16 protein-coding genes are annotated in these 16,355 nt (G+C 54.7%); 2 read left to right on the top strand and 14 right to left on the bottom strand.

Annotated elements, in window-relative coordinates; translation table 11 throughout:
* Nucleotides 1-56 precede the first annotated feature (56 nt).
* Nucleotides 57-914, bottom strand: a complete 858-nt coding sequence (locus KCG48_RS01150; protein ID WP_211799446.1) for a MurR/RpiR family transcriptional regulator — start codon at nt 912-914, stop codon at nt 57-59.
* Between the two features lie 216 nt (nt 915-1,130).
* Between KCG48_RS01150 and KCG48_RS01155 the strand changes: the two genes are divergently transcribed.
* Nucleotides 1,131-1,943, top strand: coding sequence for a TIM barrel protein (locus KCG48_RS01155; RefSeq protein ID WP_211799447.1), 813 nt, complete (start codon nt 1,131-1,133; stop codon nt 1,941-1,943).
* A 125-nt stretch (nt 1,944-2,068) separates the two neighbouring features.
* Nucleotides 2,069-3,331 carry a hypothetical protein gene (locus KCG48_RS01160; RefSeq protein WP_211799448.1) on the top strand — a complete coding sequence of 421 codons (1,263 nt, stop codon included), beginning with the start codon at nt 2,069-2,071 and terminating at the stop codon, nt 3,329-3,331.
* Between the two features lie 80 nt (nt 3,332-3,411).
* Here the strand turns inward: KCG48_RS01160 and scpB are convergent, their stop codons facing one another.
* The 13 genes from scpB to dxs form a co-directional block, all read right to left on the bottom strand.
* Nucleotides 3,412-4,047 carry an SMC-Scp complex subunit ScpB gene (gene scpB / locus KCG48_RS01165; protein WP_211799449.1) on the bottom strand — a complete coding sequence of 212 codons (636 nt, stop codon included), beginning with the start codon at nt 4,045-4,047 and terminating at the stop codon, nt 3,412-3,414.
* Nucleotides 4,037-4,777 carry a segregation and condensation protein A gene (locus KCG48_RS01170; protein ID WP_211799450.1) on the bottom strand — a complete coding sequence of 247 codons (741 nt, stop codon included), beginning with the start codon at nt 4,775-4,777 and terminating at the stop codon, nt 4,037-4,039. The genes scpB and KCG48_RS01170 overlap by 11 nt, the downstream gene beginning before the upstream one ends.
* A gap of 108 nt (nt 4,778-4,885) precedes the next feature.
* Nucleotides 4,886-6,190 (bottom strand): pyrimidine-nucleoside phosphorylase, encoded by a 1,305-nt coding sequence (locus tag KCG48_RS01175; RefSeq protein WP_211799451.1) that lies wholly within the window; start codon nt 6,188-6,190, stop codon nt 4,886-4,888.
* Nucleotides 6,191-6,192: 2 nt separating this feature from the next.
* The gene (locus KCG48_RS01180) at nt 6,193-7,014 is read right to left on the bottom strand and encodes a purine-nucleoside phosphorylase (RefSeq protein ID WP_211799452.1); all 822 of its coding nucleotides are present in this window, start codon (nt 7,012-7,014) and stop codon (nt 6,193-6,195) included.
* An 11-nt stretch (nt 7,015-7,025) separates the two neighbouring features.
* Nucleotides 7,026-8,198 (bottom strand): phosphopentomutase, encoded by a 1,173-nt coding sequence (locus tag KCG48_RS01185; protein WP_211799453.1) that lies wholly within the window; start codon nt 8,196-8,198, stop codon nt 7,026-7,028.
* Between the two features lie 10 nt (nt 8,199-8,208).
* Nucleotides 8,209-9,087 (bottom strand): tyrosine recombinase, encoded by an 879-nt coding sequence (locus KCG48_RS01190; protein WP_211799454.1) that lies wholly within the window; start codon nt 9,085-9,087, stop codon nt 8,209-8,211.
* The gene (locus tag KCG48_RS01195; protein ID WP_211799455.1) at nt 9,084-9,611 is read right to left on the bottom strand and encodes an NUDIX hydrolase; all 528 of its coding nucleotides are present in this window, start codon (nt 9,609-9,611) and stop codon (nt 9,084-9,086) included. The genes KCG48_RS01190 and KCG48_RS01195 overlap by 4 nt, the downstream gene beginning before the upstream one ends.
* 197 nt (nt 9,612-9,808) lie before the next feature.
* Nucleotides 9,809-10,606: a sporulation transcription factor Spo0A gene (gene spo0A / locus KCG48_RS01200; RefSeq protein ID WP_211799456.1), complete on the bottom strand. Its 798-nt coding sequence runs from the start codon at nt 10,604-10,606 to the stop codon at nt 9,809-9,811.
* Nucleotides 10,607-10,687: 81 nt separating this feature from the next.
* The gene (recN, locus tag KCG48_RS01205) at nt 10,688-12,367 is read right to left on the bottom strand and encodes a DNA repair protein RecN (protein WP_211799457.1); all 1,680 of its coding nucleotides are present in this window, start codon (nt 12,365-12,367) and stop codon (nt 10,688-10,690) included.
* Nucleotide 12,368: 1 nt separating this feature from the next.
* Nucleotides 12,369-12,821: an arginine repressor gene (locus KCG48_RS01210; RefSeq protein ID WP_211799458.1), complete on the bottom strand. Its 453-nt coding sequence runs from the start codon at nt 12,819-12,821 to the stop codon at nt 12,369-12,371.
* Nucleotide 12,822: 1 nt separating this feature from the next.
* Nucleotides 12,823-13,659 carry an NAD(+)/NADH kinase gene (locus KCG48_RS01215; RefSeq protein ID WP_211799459.1) on the bottom strand — a complete coding sequence of 279 codons (837 nt, stop codon included), beginning with the start codon at nt 13,657-13,659 and terminating at the stop codon, nt 12,823-12,825.
* A gap of 19 nt (nt 13,660-13,678) precedes the next feature.
* Entirely contained in the window at nt 13,679-14,482 is an 804-nt protein-coding gene (locus KCG48_RS01220; RefSeq protein ID WP_211799460.1) for a TlyA family RNA methyltransferase, read from the bottom strand.
* A complete protein-coding gene (dxs, locus tag KCG48_RS01225; RefSeq protein ID WP_211799461.1) occupies nt 14,475-16,349 on the bottom strand; it encodes a 1-deoxy-D-xylulose-5-phosphate synthase in 1,875 nt (624 codons plus the stop codon). The genes KCG48_RS01220 and dxs overlap by 8 nt, the downstream gene beginning before the upstream one ends.
* Nucleotides 16,350-16,355: the final 6 nt, after the last annotated feature.

The raw sequence follows: 16,355 nt of genomic DNA on the forward strand, positions 1-16,355 counted from the left end.
AATCATGCAGATTCGGCCGAAAACTTCACGAAATGCATGAAATTAAGGTGAACACTTTAGTTGAAGATATCGTGTTTCGCCCAAATTTCCTCAAGAATACCAAAGACTTCTCCCACCTGTTCCTTTTTCTTCATCCCCACGGAGACAATGACGGCGTTAATGACGCTCAGGGGCGCCACGAGGGAGTCTACAAAGGAAGCCATATTGCTTTGGGCAATGAGGCTGTAGTCCGCCCGGGCGGCCAAGGGGGAAAGAAGGCTATCGGTGATGGCACAGACTTTGGCTTTTCGTTCCTTGGCAAAGTCCAGCGCTTCAATGGTTTTTTGGGAATAGCGCGGGAATCCGATGGCGATGACCAAGTCCTTCTCATTCAGCTTGATCATCTGTTCAAAAATATCGCTGTATCCCTGATGGACGGAACGGACATTCTCCAAAAAGAGATTCAGGTAAAATGCCAGAAAATCTGCCAGGGTGTTGGAGCTTCGAAGTCCAATGATGTAGATGTTCCGCGCTTCAAAAATCGCATTGATCATCTCATCGAAAGTCTTCTCGTTGATCTTCTCTAAAGTGGAGCGGATATTCTCCATGTCCGCTTTGAGCACTCCCTTTAGGGCATTCTCCGTATCCACCAGATTATGGGTCAGTTCCAGTCGCTGCACGGTGGTCAGCTTCACCTTCACCAGATCCTGCAGGGATTTCTGCAGTTCCGGATACCCCTCATACCCCAGCTCGATGGCGAATCGTACCACCGTGGATTCACTGACCCCCACGCTGCTGCCCAGTTTCGCCGCAGTTAAAAATGCGGCTTTGTCATAATGCTTGAGAATAAATTCTGCAATGAGTTTCTGCCCTTTGCTCAGTTTAGGATATCTGCTTTGGATGATTCGCATGAGATCATCGCGATTGCCTTCCATCGTCCATTTCCTCCATCTTCGCTTCGATTTACGCTTTCTTCTTTATTACTATAGGGTTATTTTTTTCATACATCTATATTATAATATAAGAACTGAATTTTGGCAGAGAAGTTTACAATAAGTTCTTCTCCATAATAAATATTATGTTAACTGTTTGTTGTTTAATCGTTTGTTTATCCGATAAATGAGGAGTTTATCGGACAATGAGGTGAAAAAATGCAGAAATTACGCTTTGGAATCTCCGGAATCCCCCATGGAGATCGCAAAATGACTTACCCCGAGGGGATCGAATATCTCCGGAGTTACGGACTGGATGCCATGGAGCTCCCCTTTGTCCGAAGTGTCAACGTCACGGACAAGAACCGCCCCGGAATCCTCGCCATGAAAGAAAAACACGAGATCTATCTTTCGGCCCATGGGTCCTATTTTATTAATCTCAATGCCGAGGATGCGGAAAAACGCGAAGCGAGTAAAGAAAGAATTCTCAAAGGCGCCGCCGCCCTGGCTTCTGTAGGGGGGCGTTCCCTGGTCTTCCATGCGGGTTATTACCTTCAGGATACCCGGGAGATCACGCTGCAGAATATTCTTCGCGAACTGGAGACCCTCCCGGATCTCGGCGTGACCTACCGTTTGGAAACCACAGGAAAAGAAACCCAGTTTGGCAATCTCGAGGAACTCATCGCCATCAGCCAAACCATCCCCACTTGCGGAATCTGTGTGGACTTTTCCCATATCCATGCCCGCTATAACGGGATCTTGAAGACCTACGAAGACTTCGCCCGGATTTTGGAACAGATTGGCGAAGGCCTGGGTCAGTCAGCCTTGGAGGACCTCCATCTTCATTTGTCCGGAATCCACTATGGTCCCAAGGGCGAGAAAAACCATCTTCCCTTTGAAGAAAGTGATTTTCAGTATAAAGCCTGTCTCCAGGCCCTGAAGGCTTTCCACGCCGGAGGCGTGGTGATCTGCGAAAGCCCCATCCTGGAGAAGGACGGCCTGCTGCTGAAGGAATACTGGGAAACCTTATAGCCTTGTCGAGAAAACTCAGCGAAATTCAACCAAATTTTAATCGGTTCTTTATCTTCTTCTGCTATCGTTAGACTATCGTGAAATGCAACGTTAGTTCAGCGGAAAAATGCTGGAAAGGAATGCCCATGAACCAGACTCAAGATCTCCTGCTCGTTGGACAGCTTCAGGCCTCAGCCATGGAGGATTTTTCGGCCTGCTGCGAAAATCCTTTCCAGGGGCTGAAGAAAGTCTCGCGCATCGAAAAACTTTATCTTGAGCGGGAAATCCGTAAGCTCATGGAGCGATGCTTCAAGAAACTGGAGCCCTGGAAGGATAAGGATCCCCAGGAACTCTCCGTGGAGGAACAAGCCCAGGTGGAGTTCATTTTCCGGGAAATCCTTCTGGAACTGGATCGGAAGAAGCTTTTCTTTGACCGTCCCTTCCTCACCCTCTTTCTGGAAAAAGGGTATCTGGACACTACCAAAGGATTCTTCCGGGCCGCCCGGGCCCATGATCCGCAGTTCCAGTTCATGGACCTCTTCCAGGCCATGCGCAATGTCTGGATCATGAACTCTCTACAGCTCCTCTTTGATCTTCCCGTGCAGCTGACGCCTTCGGTATTTTCCTACAGCATGCTCTATCCCTATACGGATAATTATCTGGATGACCCCACCATTTCCAGTGCGGCGAAGCGTCGCTTCAACCAGCGGCTGGAGCAGGTTCTCCAGGGGAATCCCGTGGAGGAGGTCACCCCGGAAGAAGACAAAATCTTCCAGATGGTCCGTAATATCGAAGAGGAGTTTTCCCGGATTCGCTTTCCGGAGGTCTATGACAGCCTGCTCCTCATCCAGGATGCCCAAAGCGCCAGCATGGCCCAGGATAGCCAGTCCAAGCTCTCCCCCCAGCTCTCCCTGCCCATCAGTTTCTATAAAGGCGGAAGCTCCGTCCTGGCGGATGCTTTCCTGGTGAAAGGCGAGCTGACGGAAACGGAAATGGATTTCACCTTCGGATACGGCTGTTTCCTCCAGCTCCTGGATGATCTGCAGGATGTGGAAAGCGACCGCAAGGACGGCCACTGGACTCTCTTTAGCCATAAGAACGAAGAGGCTATTTTTGACCAGGAAGTGCTGAAGCTCCTCTGCTTCATCCAAAAAGTCATGACGAAACACCATTTGGGGTACGCCGAGGAAGCGCTGATGAAAGACGTCATTGCCCAGTGCACCCGGATGATGGTCATGGAAGTCATTGGCCGAAACCCCCAGCTGGTCTCGGAAAATCTATATGATCACCTGGAGTCTTACTCCAAGGTTCGGCTCTCCTTCTACAAGGAGTTCCGAGAAAAGGCGGAAAGCTATTTCCAGCCCTCCGGGCTTCTGAAGCCCGTGGCGGAGCCTCAGCTCATCCTCTAGCCCACATCTTCAGCGAAAATGCCCCGGATCCTTCGATGGATCCGGGGCATTTCAACATCCTGCGCGTTTATAGGGCGGGCTTAATTTTCATCTTCCTCGAAGAGTTCCAGGGACTCCTGTTCCATTTCCTTCTTCCTCAGGTCCATCTCCACCAGCTTCTCCGGCAGAGGATTCTCCTTGCGCATTTCCTTCAGCGAGCTGAAGCCAAACTGAATGAGGAACTCATCGGTGGTCCCGTAGAGTTTCGGCCGTCCTGGTGCGTCCTTACGGCCCACGCCCTTGATGAGGCCCTTCTCCTGGAGCTTGGTCAGCACATAGTCGCTGTTCACTCCGCGGATTTCATCGATCTCCACCCGGGTCACGGGCTGTTTGAAGGCGATGATGGCCAAACACTCCAGGGCTCCTTTGGAAAGACTTTGACGCTCATTGACCCCCAAAAGCTCCTTGAGATACACTGTGTTTCTTTCCTTGGTGCCCAGCTGCAGCCGGTTTTCCAGCTCCAGGAGGCGAATCCCCCGCTTTGTGGCTTCCAGATCCTGCCGGTATAGGGTGAGGATCTCCTCCATGGCGCCTTCGCTGATTCCGAGGATGCGCATGCAGTCACTGCGTTTCACGGGCTCTCCCGCTGCAAAGAGAAGGCTTTCCAGGGCGCTCATGAGCCCCTCCTTATCCATGGGATCCGGTGTGCCCGTGGCGGTAAATAAGTTATCTTCCATCGTTTTCCCCCTTTTCGATGATGATCTCCGAGAATACATCCTCTTGGGAGATCCGAATCCGCCGATTGCGGGTCAGCTCCAGCACCGCCAGAAACATGACGATGGCCTCGGCTTTGGAACGGCTCTTCTGGAGCAGCGCGTTGAAATTCACCGAACTGTTCGCATAGAGAAACCGCTCCAGCTCCTCCATCTTGTCCTCGATCTTGAACTCTTCCCGTTCCAGTTTCCTGGGCCTGCTGAAGCTCCGATTGAGTTTTTCCTTCTGGCGATTCATGAGACTGGTATAGGTGAGGTAGAGATTCTCCATGGTGACCCCCCGAAGGAGCTCGGAAAGAGGCACTTCCTCCTGGGGGATCGTCTCCGCCCGCTTGGTGAGGATCACCTGATCCAAACGGAACCGTTCCTCGAAGGTTTCGGCCATCTCCTTGAAGACCTCGTACTCCTCAATGCGGAGCACCAGTTTTTCTTTCAGTTCCTCCTCATCCACCGCTTCCTTGTACTTGGGAAGCATCTCCCGGGACTTGATCTCCAGGAGCGTCGCCGCCATGACAAGGAAGTCCGAAGCCACATCCATATCCAGCTCCTGCATGCTGTGAAGATACGTCAGATACTGGCTGGTGATCTCGGAGATCTGGATCTCCTGGATCTTCATTTTATTCACCTTTAACAGGTGCAGAAGAAGGTCAAAGGGCCCTTCAAAATTCGTGATGTTGATCGTTAAGCTCTCCATGCCTTCCCTCCTTCATTTCATTCCTTTCCCATTATAGCGAATTTTCCCGAACAAGGAAACAGGACCCTCCCGAGAGTTTCCTCCTTGGGGTGTCCTGTTTCTCCCTTGCTATTCGCCAATGACATCCAGAATGAACGGAATGGGCTTAGCCACATCCGCAGAAATCACATAGGCTTCCAGCGCCTTTTGGTACGCTTCCTCATAGTTCTCCCGGTTGGTGAGGAGCCTGCAGAGGACTTCCCCTTCCTTCACCGGATCCCCGGCTTTCTTTTCCAGGCTGATGCCCGCGGCGTAATCAATGACATCCTCCTTGGTTTCCCGACCGGCGCCCAGCAGCATGGCCGCGGTGCCGATTTCCTCGGCTTTGATCTCATGGACATAACCAAAGGATGTGGCCCGCACAGGAATGGATCGCTTCGCCTGGGGCAAACGCTCCGGATGACGGATGGTTTCCGGATCTCCGCCCTGAATCTTGGCCAGGAGCACGAAGGTCTCCAGGGCTGTCCCATCGGCAATCTTCGTGATAATCGCTTCTTTGGCCTCTTCCAAAGTGGAGAAGGCTTCACCCAGCACCGCCATTTGGGCTGCGATGCTCACGGCCACCTGAAGCAGGTCTTTGCTGCCTTTGCCCTTCAGGGCTTCGATGGCTTCTCTTACTTCATTGGCATTGCCCACTTCATGGCCCAGGGGCTCGTTCATGTTGGTGAGCACAGCCACGGTCTTTCGGCCCAATCCGTTGCCGATGGCCACCATGGCCTTCGCCAGCTTACGGGCATCCTCCAGGGTCTTCATGAAGGCGCCGTTGCCCACTTTGACATCCAGTACGATGGCATCGGAGCCGGAGGCGATCTTCTTGCTCATGATGGAGCTGGCGATGAGGGGGATGCTGTCCACGGTGGCGGTCACATCCCGAAGGGCATAGAGCTTCTTGTCCGCGGGTGTCAGATCCCCCGTCTGCCCCACGATGGCCATTTTGTAGCGGTTCACATTCTCCATGAACTGGGCCATGGAAAGCTCGATGTTAAAGCCGGGAATGCTCTCCAGCTTGTCGATGGTGCCCCCCGTATGCCCTAATCCTCTTCCGCTCATCTTCGCCACGGGAACGCCCAGGGACGCGACTAAGGGGATGACGATGAGGCTGACCTTATCGCCCACCCCGCCGGTGGAATGCTTGTCCACCTTGATGCCTTCGATGGACGACAGATCGATCTGATCCCCCGACTCCACCATGGCCATGGTCAGCGCATTGGTTTCCGCTGGGGTCATGCCTTTAAAATAGATGGCCATGAGCAGTGCGGAGATCTGGTAGTCCGGAATGCGGCCCTTAGTATAGCCTTCGATGACAAACCCGATTTCCGCCGGGGTGAGTTCCACCCCCTTCTTCTTTTTCTCGATAATCTCCAAAATATGCATGTCTACATCTCCTTGATGACGTTCGAAATGAGCGTGATGAACCGTCCGCGGACACGGGCGGAGACTTCAATGACTTCCTGATGGTTCAGGGGCTGATCCAGGATTCCCGCTGCCATGTTGGTGATGCAGCTGACGCCCAGCACCCGCATGCCCGACCAGTTGGCCACAATGGCCTCTGGTACGGTGGACATGCCGATGGCGTCGGCGCCCAGGGTGCGATAGGCCTTGATTTCCGCCGGAGTTTCATAGCTGGGACCCGTATACATGGCATAGACGCCCTTCTTCAGCGGAACTCCCTCCTCCTGGCCGATCTTCTGTGCCAGGGCCTGAAGCCCGCGGTCATAGACCCTGGACATGTCCGCAAACCGGGGACCCAGCTGGCTGATATTTTTGCCCATGAGGGGATTGTTTCCGGTGAAGTTCAGGTGATCGGTGATGAGCATGAGATCCCCGGGCGTAAAGCTCAGGTTCACGCCGCCGCAGGCATTGGTGACGATGAGGTTCTTGACGCCCATCCGACGCATGACCATGACCGGAAGAGTCACTTCCTTCATGGTGTAGCCTTCATAGTAGTGGAAACGGCCCTGCATCATGACGACCTTCTTGCCCTGGTAGGTGCCGAAGACAAACTGTCCTGCATGGCCTTCCACGGTGGAGACGAGAAAATCCTCGATCTCCCCATAGGGAATGACGATGGGCTCCTCCACCTGTTCAGCCATGTCGCCCAGGCCGGAGCCCAGGATCACCAGGACCTCCGGTATAAAGGGAACTTTAGCCTTCAGCTGCTCGATAATATGATCAATTCGTGCGATATTAAATTCCATGGTTGTCTCCTTTATTTCTGAATTTCATGAAGGAAGCTTTCCCCATACAAGGTATTCTCCACCCCGAGATACTCCAGCACCGTCTTGCCGATATCGGAGAAGGTCCTGCGGATGCCCAGGGTCGCTCCCGGACGCACAGACTGGCCGTAGACCAGGATCGGAATATACTCCCGGGAATGGTCCGTGGAGGCGGTGGTGGGATCGCAGCCGTGATCTGCGGTGATGATGAGGAGATCCTCCTCCCCCATCTTCTCCAGAAGACGCGGCAGTTCCCGATCGAACTCCCGGATGGAGGCATAGTAGCCTTCATAGTCGTTGCGGTGACCAAACTTCATGTCGAAATCCACCAGATTGGACCAGATGAGCCCTGGCAGGTTGGCGTCCAGATAGTTCAGGGTCTCTTCGACACCTTCCAGATTGTTCTTCGTGTGGATGGCATGGGTGACGCCGATCTTGTTGAACACGTCCTCGATCTTTCCTACGCACATGACGTTCTGACCTGCTTCCTTCACATACTCCAGAATGGTCTTGTTGAAGGGATCCAGGGCATAGTCCTTGCGGTTTGCCGTCCGCTGGAAGTTACCCGGTTCGCCCACAAAGGGTCGGGCGATGACGCGGCCCACCTGCCAATCCCCCACGAGCATTTCCCGGGCGATTTCGCAGTAGCGGTACAGTTCTTCCAGGGGGATGATCTCCTCATGGGCGGCAATCTGGAACACGGAGTCTGCCGAGGTGTAGATGATGGGGTAACCGGTGCGCATGTGCTCCTCGCCCAGCTCCACGATAATTTCTGTACCGGAGGCCACCACATTGCCCAGGGTTTTGCGTCCGATCTTCGCTTCAAAGGCATCCATGATTTCTTTGGAGAAGCCTTCGGGATAGGTGTTCAGGGGCTTTTCCAGGATAACGCCGGCCATTTCCCAGTGCCCAGTGACGGTATCCTTGCCCACGGAGAGCTCCGCAGCTTTTCCATAGGCTCCCTGGGGGGGATCCTGGGGCTTTACGCCCTCCAAGGGGGCGATATTGCCCAGACCCAGGGCCTCCAGGTGGGGAACTTCCATGCCGCCCACAGCCTTGGCGATGTTGCCCAGGGTGTTGGACCCCACATCGCCATAAAGATGAGCATCGGGCATTTCGCCGATCCCCACAGAATCCAGTACAATCAGTATTGCTCTTTTCATCATTCATTACCTCCTACGCCCGTGGATGGGCTTCATCGTAGACTTCCTTCAGTTTTCGGTTTTTCACCAGTTTCAGATAGACCGCCGTGGCCTTGATGTCGTTATGGCCCAAAAGGGTAGATAACGTGGTGAGATCGGCGCCTCCGGCCAGAAGATGCACCGCATAGGAATGGCGCAGAGAATTGAGATTAATTTTGCCATCGAGGCCGGAGCTCTGGGCATAGTCTTTAAAAATCTTCCAAAGTCCCTGCCGCGTCATTTTCTCCCCCCGCTGGGAGGGAAAGAGCACGGAAGAGCCCAGGACCAGATCTTTGCGGGACTCCAGGTACTCCCGGAGGCTGGCGACGGCAAAGGACCCGATGGGGATGAGCCGCTCCTTGTTCTTTTTCCCCCGGATGGACACATAGCCCCGGGAAAGATCCACGTCCCGCACCGTCAGATCCAAGAGCTCCGACGCCTTGAGCCCGGCGCCGTACAAAAGCTCCAGAATGGCTTTGTCTCGTTTTCCCTTCAGCTGCGAAAGATCCGGAGCCTGGAGCAGGCGTTCCACTTCCTCCACCGAGAGGGCTTCCGGAAGATTCCGCTTGATTTCCGGCAGTTCGAAAAAGAGGATCGGGGCTTCCACGATGCGGTTCTTTTTCCGCAGATACTTGTAGAAATTTCGGACGGAAACCAGATGCCGGGAAATGGTGGAACGGGACATCTCCTGATCCAGAAGGTAGCTGATGAAGTTGGAGACTTCCACTTCATTGAACTCCTCCAGCTCCAGGGCTTCCTCCTCCAGATAGGCCAAGAGGCGGACCAGATCTCTACGGTAGGCGTCCAGCGTATTCTCTGACTTTCCTTCCCGCTTCAGTTCCTCCAGATAGGCTTGGAGCAAATCCTCTCTCATAGCAGCTTACTCAGCGTATAGGCCGCCACGGTTTTCAGATCCTTGATGACGCCTAGGCGCAGTCCTTTCACAAACTCCTCATCGGAGAGTCGGATGAGATCGATGAATTCGTCCTCATCGCCGCCCTTGACCCCTGGGGTGAGGTCTTGGGCATGATAGAGATGGATCATTTCGTCACTGTAGCCCGGAGACGAGGCATAGGCGCCCAGGTACACCAGGGAGCCGCAGCGGTAGCCGGTTTCCTCCTCCAGCTCCTTTTTGGCATTCTCTTCGGGCGTCAGGTGCGTTTCCAGCTTTCCCGCAGGAAGCTCCAGATAGGCTTCCTCCATGGGCTTTCGAAACTGCCGGACCAGAAGGATCCGGTCCTTCTCGTCCCGGGCGAGAATGCAGACGCCGCCGGGGTGACGGACGATTTCCCGGAAGGCCTGTTTGCCGTCGGCAAGAAGCACCTCCTGGGTTTCCAGGGTAATAATTTTCCCTTGGTACAGTTTATTTTTCGTCAGGGTATCTTCCATGAATTCCATAATCGTCCTCCTTCGCAGGATATGGAGATACAAAAAGACCCATGGAGTTATCCGGGGTCTCGAAACGGTTGAGGGTATTCCATTCATCTCTATTTTACACGATAACGGCGCAGTTGATAAGACTGCGCCGGGAAGAGCGGTTCTTTATCGGGCAAAGTTCAAATATTGTTCATGAACCTACGGGGTGTCCCGCGGATTTAGACGCTGATCCCCAGACGGAACTTGTCGCTGATGAGGGCGATGAACTCCGAGTTGGTGGGTTTTCCCTTGTCAAAATTCACGTTGAATCCCGGGAGATTGTTGATGTTTTGCAGCTGTCCCCGGTTCCAGGCCACTTCAATGGAATGACGGATGGCCCGCTCCACCCGGGACGAGGTGGTGTTGAACTTCACCGCAATGTTGGGGTAGAGTTCCTTCGTCACCGCCGAGAGTAGCTCCACATCCTCAATGACCTCCAGGATGGCTTCCCGCAGGTACTGATAGCCCTTGATATGGGGAAGAATTCCCGATTCCTGCAAAATGTTGGAGAGCTCCGTGGCTAAGTCCGGCTTTTTTCCGCCTTCGGCACTGCCGGATACGGGATGATCTTCTTTGGTCTCCTCATCGCGGTGGTCCGCCGCATCCTGGCCAAAGTAGCTCTTGATGCGCTTCTTCAGGAGCTTCATGTCGATGTCCTTCACCATGTAGTAGTCGGCGCCGAGGGTGATGGCGGTATTGGTGACCTTATCATGGGAGATGGCGGAATAGACAATGATGATGGGCTTGTCCGGCATATTCTTCAGGGCTTCCAGCACCCCGAGGCCGTCCAGCTGCGGCATGATGATGTCCAGCAGCAGCACATCGGGTTTCTTTTCCTTCACCACGTTCAGGGTTTCCAGACCATTTCTCACCACACCGGTGATCTCGATGTCCGGATCACTGCCCAGATATTCCCGGAGTAAGTTGCTGATATCCTCATTGTCATCGGCAATGACTACTTTGATTTGTCTGTTCATGTTACACCTGCCTGCTCTTTAATCCTCAAATCTGAGTCCTGGGGAGATAATACTTGAATTATACGCTATTTTCCACGGTTTTTAAACCCTGTATTTCTTTTTGATATCTTGTGTCTTTTCGATGATATCACGAGCATTTTGCCGTGTGGGTTCGGAAATGGCCCGGCCGCCGATCATCTTGGCCAGCTCTTCCACCTTGCCCTCCAGGTCCACGGAAACCACCCGGGTGAAGGTGCGTTTCTTGTCCTCTTCCTTGGCCACCACCAGGTGGTGGTCGGAAAAGGCCGCGATCTGGGGGAGATGGGTGACGCAGAAAACCTGGAAGGCGCCGGAGAGGGCATACATCTTCTCCCCCACGGCCTCGGCGATGCGCCCGCTGATGCCGGTATCGATTTCATCGAAGATCACCGAAGGGGTCTTATCCTTGTCGATGAAGGCCACCTTCATGGACAGCATGATGCGGGAGAGCTCACCGCCGGAGACGATCTTTTCGAGAGCCTTGCGGGGTTCGCCTGTATTGGTGGAGATGAGAAAGGCCACGTCGTCGATGCCTGTGGCATGGAGAGTCTCCGTAGCCGTCACGGCCACGTCAAACTCCGCTTTCTCCAGGCCCACAAACTTCAGTTCCCGGTTGATCTTCTGGCTGAGAGCCTTCGCTCCCGCCACCCGAAGCTCGTGGAGCGCTTTGCCCAAAACGAAGAGCTTCCGCCTGGACTCCGCCATGGCTTTCTCGGTGGCCTGGATCAGCTCCTCGGCGTTGACGAGATCTTCGTACTGCTTTCGGATCTTCTCCCCATAGGCCAGGACATCCGTGACCTCGGGGCCGTACTTCTTCTTCATGGTGCTGTAGGTGTAGAGGCGCTCATTGACCTCATTGAGCTCATCCTGGTCATAGTAGACGTTCTCCATGGCGCCGCCCAGCTCCCGGGAGGTTTCCTCCAGGGCAAAGTAGGCGCCTTCCAGGTTCTCCAGGGAAGGCTTCACCTGGGGATAGACTTTTTCGATGCCTTTCAGGCCATGGAGGGCCGCCGCCAGGGATTCCAGAATCCCGGATTCTTGTGCCAGGAGTTCATGGGCGCTGGAAAGGCCCAGTGAGATTTTTTCGGCATGGCTCAGCATGGAGACTCGGGCGAGAAGCTCCGCCTCCTCCTCCACCTTGAGCTTGGCTTTATCCAGGTCTTCCAGCTGGAAGCGCAGATAATCCAGAAGCTTTTCCCGGTCCTTGCTCCCCTGGAGCTCCTGGAGTCTTTCCCTCAGGGCCCGAAGATGGTCATACTCCCGGGTATAAGCGATGGCCTCCGGGGACTGGAAAAGGTCGGCGAAGCTGTCCAGATACTCCATGTGCTTGGTATTGTCCAGGAGGTTCTGGTTATTGTGCTGGCCGTGGATGTCCAGAAGCTCTTTGCCCACTTCCTTCAGCACGCTGACCAGTACGGTTTTGCCGTTGATCCGGGCGCTGTTTCGGCCATTGACGAAGCTTTCCCGGGAAAAGATGATGACCTCCTCCACGGGAATCCCCAGCTTTTCCAGAATCCTTTCCGCGGCAGGGTCCGTGGTGAACACGGCCTCCACAGAGGTGCTTTCTGCTCCGGTGCGGATGAACTCCTTGTTGAACTTTTCTCCCAGGACAAAGTTGATGGAGTCGATGAGAATGGACTTTCCTGCTCCCGTTTCCCCGGTGAGAATGGTGAAGCCCGCTTCAAAGTTCAGGTCTAAAGCATCGATGAGGGCGAAATTTTTGACGTTCAGCTGAAGCAACATGCTACTTCCCCACCATCTCGGAAATCTTTCGAACGATCTGCACCGCCATCTCTTCGGAGCGTACCATCATAAAAATGGTGTTGTCTCCGGCGATGGTCCCCGCGATTTCCGCCAGATCCAGCTGATCGATGGCTTCTGCCGCTGTGGACGCCGCCGCCGTGATGGTGCGTACCACCACCATCTTGTCGATGTTCTCCACGGACAGGATGGTGTGGGAAAGCAGGGTCACCAGCTTTCCGATGGTGTCCTTGTTCTCTTCCTTGTTGGCCACATACTTGTACCGGCCACTGGAACTTAAGACTTTGATGAGCTGCAGATTCTTGATGTCCCGGGAAACCGTGGCCTGGGTGACGTTGAACCCTTCTGCACGCAGTTCTTGAGCCAGTTCCTCCTGGGTTTCAATGTCTTTACGGGCGATGATTTCCAGCATTTTGCTTCGTCGGTCGATTTTCAACTTATTCCCCCCTTTGAATATTCATAGCTTTATTAATCATTTTTTTGCGCAGGACGTCATAATAGTCGTAATCGTCCAGACGCAGGATTTTGCAGGACATGGGTGCTTTCCGGATGGCGATGGTGGTATCTTCCGTGATCTTCAGATTCTCCTGGCCATCCACGGAAAGGAAGTAGTTTTCATTGCTTTTGCCGATCTTGATCCGGATCTCCTGGCTGCTGCTGACGATGAGATTCCGGATGCCGAAGGTGTGGGGCGAGATGGCGGTGATGCCCATGGCCTCCACCGTGGGCGACATGATGGAGCCTCCGGCGGAGAGATTGTACGCCGTGGATCCCGTGGGTGTGGTGATGATGATGCCGTCCCCCCGGTAACTGTTGGCAAAATCCTTGTCCACATAGAGCTCGAAATAGATGATGTTGCCCAAGGCACCTTTATGGACCACCACGTCGTTCAGCGCCGTGTAAACCTTGGGGTCTTCTTCGCATTCCACCCGGGCTTCCAGCATCATCCGGTCCTCGATGACGAAATGACCGGCCTCCACCTTTGTCAAGGCCTCTTTCAGGCCCTCCAGATCTGTCCCCGTGAGGAACCCCAGATAGCCGATGTTGATCCCTAAAAGGGGCACCTGGCAGCCATAGGAGAGACGCGCCGCTGAAAGGAGCGTGCCGTCCCCGCCGAGAACCAGGAGGAGATCCAGACCTTCTACGTCCTCTTTCCGGGAAACTTGAGAAACGGCAGCGTCCGGCAGAGCCTCCCGAAGGCGGCTCAGGGTTTCTTCCCGGTATTCCCCCGTGGGGTCCTTTTTTTCATTGCTGTAAATGCCAATCCGATTCATGGTTCCCCCTCCTTGCTGCTTACAGGGCATGGGCTTCATCCAGCACGTCCTGGATGCGTTGGCTGAGGTTCAAAGGCATATCCTTCGGCTGCTTTCCGAAGTAGACGAGAAACTCCACGTTCCCCTCAGGCCCCTTGATGGGGGAAAAGTCCAGCCCATAGATGACGAGCCCGCTCTTCGTCAGAAAGTCCGTGATGGTGAGGAGCACCTCTTCATGGGTGGACCGTTTCTTCACGACGCCTTTCTTCTCCACCTTCTCCCGTCCCGCTTCAAACTGCGGCTTGATGAGGGCCACCATCTCCCCGTCTTCCCCCATGAGGTTCATGGCGGGGGGGATGATCTTCATGATGGAGATAAAGGAGACATCCGTGGCGGCAAAATCGATGACGTCGGGGATGTCTTCCCGGGTGGCGTAGCGGAAGTTCATCCGCTCCAGACAGACCACCCGAGGATCCGTCCGAAGCTTCCAGGCAAACTGCCCGTAGCCCACATCCACAGCAAAGACTTTTGCTGCACCGCTCTGGAGCATTACATCGGTGAACCCTCCTGTGGAGGCGCCGATGTCGAGACAGGTTTTCCCCTTCAAATTGATGGCAAAGGCCTTCACGGCCTTGTCCAGCTTATACCCGCCCCGGGAAACAAAGGGCATTTTTTCGCCCCGGTCCGTGATGTCGGCGCTGCGAAGATACTTGGTTCCGGGCTTGTCGGCCTTCTGGCCGTCCACATAAATTTTCCCCGCCATGATCTGCGTCCGGGCTTTTTCCCGGGATTCATAGAATCCCTGTTCCACCAGGAGCACATCCAGCCGTTCCTTGTCACTCATTCTTTTCACCTGCAAATTTCCGGATCCGGGCGGTGATGGTCTCCAGCCCCAGCCCGTATTTCTCGTAAAGTTTTTCCACACTGCCCTGGACCACAAAGGTGTCCCTAAAGCCCAAGGGCAGGATGCGTCCGGCTTTTTTGTGCCCGGCGGCCGCTTCCAGCACCATGCTGCCAAAGCCCCCATGGAGAAGATTGTCCTCCAGGGTCACGATGCATTTTCCCGCCTCCAGATGCTGAAGAATCAGCGCCTCGTCCACGGGTTTGATGAAGCAGCCATTGACCAGACCAAAGCTCAGCCCTTCTGCCTGGAGCCGCTGGATGATTTTTAGTCCCTTCTGAACCATTTTTCCTGTGGCGTAGAGATAGCCGTCTTTTCCTTCGGCCAGCACCTCAAACTTCCCCGGGGTGAAGGTCTTCAGCGGGGGCAGATCAAAATCCTCCGGATCCCCGCCCCGGGGATAGCGGATGGCCAAGGGTCCCGGAAAGGTTTCGGAGTAGTAGAGCATGTATTTCAGCTCATCCAGACTTTTCGGCGCCATGACCGTGAGATTCGGGATGGGGGTCAGGAAGGAGAGGTCGAGGATGCCCTGGTGGGTTTCCCCGTCATCGCCCACCAGCCCCGCCCGGTCGATGCACAGCGTCACGGGGAGCTTCTGGATGCAGAGGTCATGGACCACCTGGTCGAAGGCCCGCTGCAGGAAGGTGGAATAAAGGGCCACATAGGGCTTCATTCCGCCCACGGCGAGACCTGCCGCCAGGGTCACCGCATGCTGCTCGGCAATGCCCACGTCAAAGAGACGCTTGGGGTAGAGCTCCTTGAAGCCCGTGAGCCCCGTGCCGTCCGGCATGGCGGCCACCACGGCCACAATGTCCCGGTTGTTTTTCGCCATCTCCATGAGGGTGGTGCCGAAAACCTTGGAGTAGGTGGTTTTTCCCTGGGCTTTGGCTTTGCCGTTATCCGTGTTGAAGGGCGGCACCCCGTGGAACATCTCCGGATGCTGCTCGCTGCGGACATAGCCCTTCCCTTTTTTCGTGATGACATGGACGAGCTTGGGCCCCTTCATATCCCGGGCCACCTTCAGCACCTTGGACATCTCCTTGATGTTGTGGCCGTCCACGGGACCCAGATAGGTGAGCCCCATGTTTTCGAAGAGCATGCCGGGCAGGAGCATGGACTTGATGCCGTCCTTGACCTTGTCCACGGATTTGTTGATGCTTTTCCCGAGGGGCATGCGGTCCAGGAGCTCCTGGACTTCCTTCTTGGCCCGCTCATAGCCGGGATCCCCCCGGAACTGGCTAAGATAGGTGCTGATGCCGCCCACATTCCGGGAGATGCTCATCTGGTTGTCGTTGAGGACGATGATGAGGTCGGTCTTTTTGTCCCCCACATCGTTTAAGGCCTCCATGGCCATGCCCCCGGTGAGGGCGCCGTCCCCGATGACGGCGATGACCTGGAAATCCTCTTCCTTCAAATCCCGGGCCCGGGCAATGCCTAAGGCCGCGCTGATGGACGTGGAGGAATGGCCCGTGTCAAAAATGTCATAGCGGCTTTCCTCCCGCTTGGGGAATCCGCTGAGCCCTTCAAACTGGCGCAGGGTGCCAAAGGCATCCTTGCGTCCCGTGAGGATTTTATGGACATAGGACTGGTGTCCCACATCGTAGATGATCTTGTCTTTTTCCAGATCGAACACGTTAAAAAGACTCACCGTGAGTTCCACCACGCCCAGATTGGGCGCCAGATGGCCGCCGGTCTTCGACACGGACTCCACGAGGAAGCTCCGGATCTCCTCCGACAGCATATACAGCTCCTCCAGGGACAAAGCTTTAATGTCCTCTGGGGCCTTGAACCCATCCTTCAGTATTCCCACTTCTTT

Source organism: Proteiniclasticum sediminis, from assembly GCF_018128025.1.
GTDB lineage: Bacteria > Bacillota > Clostridia > Clostridiales > Clostridiaceae > Proteiniclasticum > Proteiniclasticum sediminis.

Bases quoted from the DNA above. Each gene is read 5' to 3' on its own strand.
- KCG48_RS01150 (WP_211799446.1), bottom strand. From the start codon at position 914: ATGGAAGGCAATCGCGATGATCTCATGCGAATCATCCAAAGCAGATAT.
- KCG48_RS01155 (WP_211799447.1), top strand. From the start codon at position 1,131: ATGCAGAAATTACGCTTTGGAATCTCCGGAATCCCCCATGGAGATCGC.
- KCG48_RS01160 (WP_211799448.1), top strand. From the start codon at position 2,069: ATGAACCAGACTCAAGATCTCCTGCTCGTTGGACAGCTTCAGGCCTCA.
- scpB (WP_211799449.1), bottom strand. From the start codon at position 4,047: ATGGAAGATAACTTATTTACCGCCACGGGCACACCGGATCCCATGGAT.
- KCG48_RS01170 (WP_211799450.1), bottom strand. From the start codon at position 4,777: ATGGAGAGCTTAACGATCAACATCACGAATTTTGAAGGGCCCTTTGAC.
- KCG48_RS01175 (WP_211799451.1), bottom strand. From the start codon at position 6,190: ATGCATATTTTGGAGATTATCGAGAAAAAGAAGAAGGGGGTGGAACTC.
- KCG48_RS01180 (WP_211799452.1), bottom strand. From the start codon at position 7,014: ATGGAATTTAATATCGCACGAATTGATCATATTATCGAGCAGCTGAAG.
- KCG48_RS01185 (WP_211799453.1), bottom strand. From the start codon at position 8,198: ATGATGAAAAGAGCAATACTGATTGTACTGGATTCTGTGGGGATCGGC.
- KCG48_RS01190 (WP_211799454.1), bottom strand. From the start codon at position 9,087: ATGAGAGAGGATTTGCTCCAAGCCTATCTGGAGGAACTGAAGCGGGAA.
- KCG48_RS01195 (WP_211799455.1), bottom strand. From the start codon at position 9,611: ATGGAATTCATGGAAGATACCCTGACGAAAAATAAACTGTACCAAGGG.
- spo0A (WP_211799456.1), bottom strand. From the start codon at position 10,606: ATGAACAGACAAATCAAAGTAGTCATTGCCGATGACAATGAGGATATC.
- recN (WP_211799457.1), bottom strand. From the start codon at position 12,367: ATGTTGCTTCAGCTGAACGTCAAAAATTTCGCCCTCATCGATGCTTTA.
- KCG48_RS01215 (WP_211799459.1), bottom strand. From the start codon at position 13,659: ATGAATCGGATTGGCATTTACAGCAATGAAAAAAAGGACCCCACGGGG.
- KCG48_RS01220 (WP_211799460.1), bottom strand. From the start codon at position 14,482: ATGAGTGACAAGGAACGGCTGGATGTGCTCCTGGTGGAACAGGGATTC.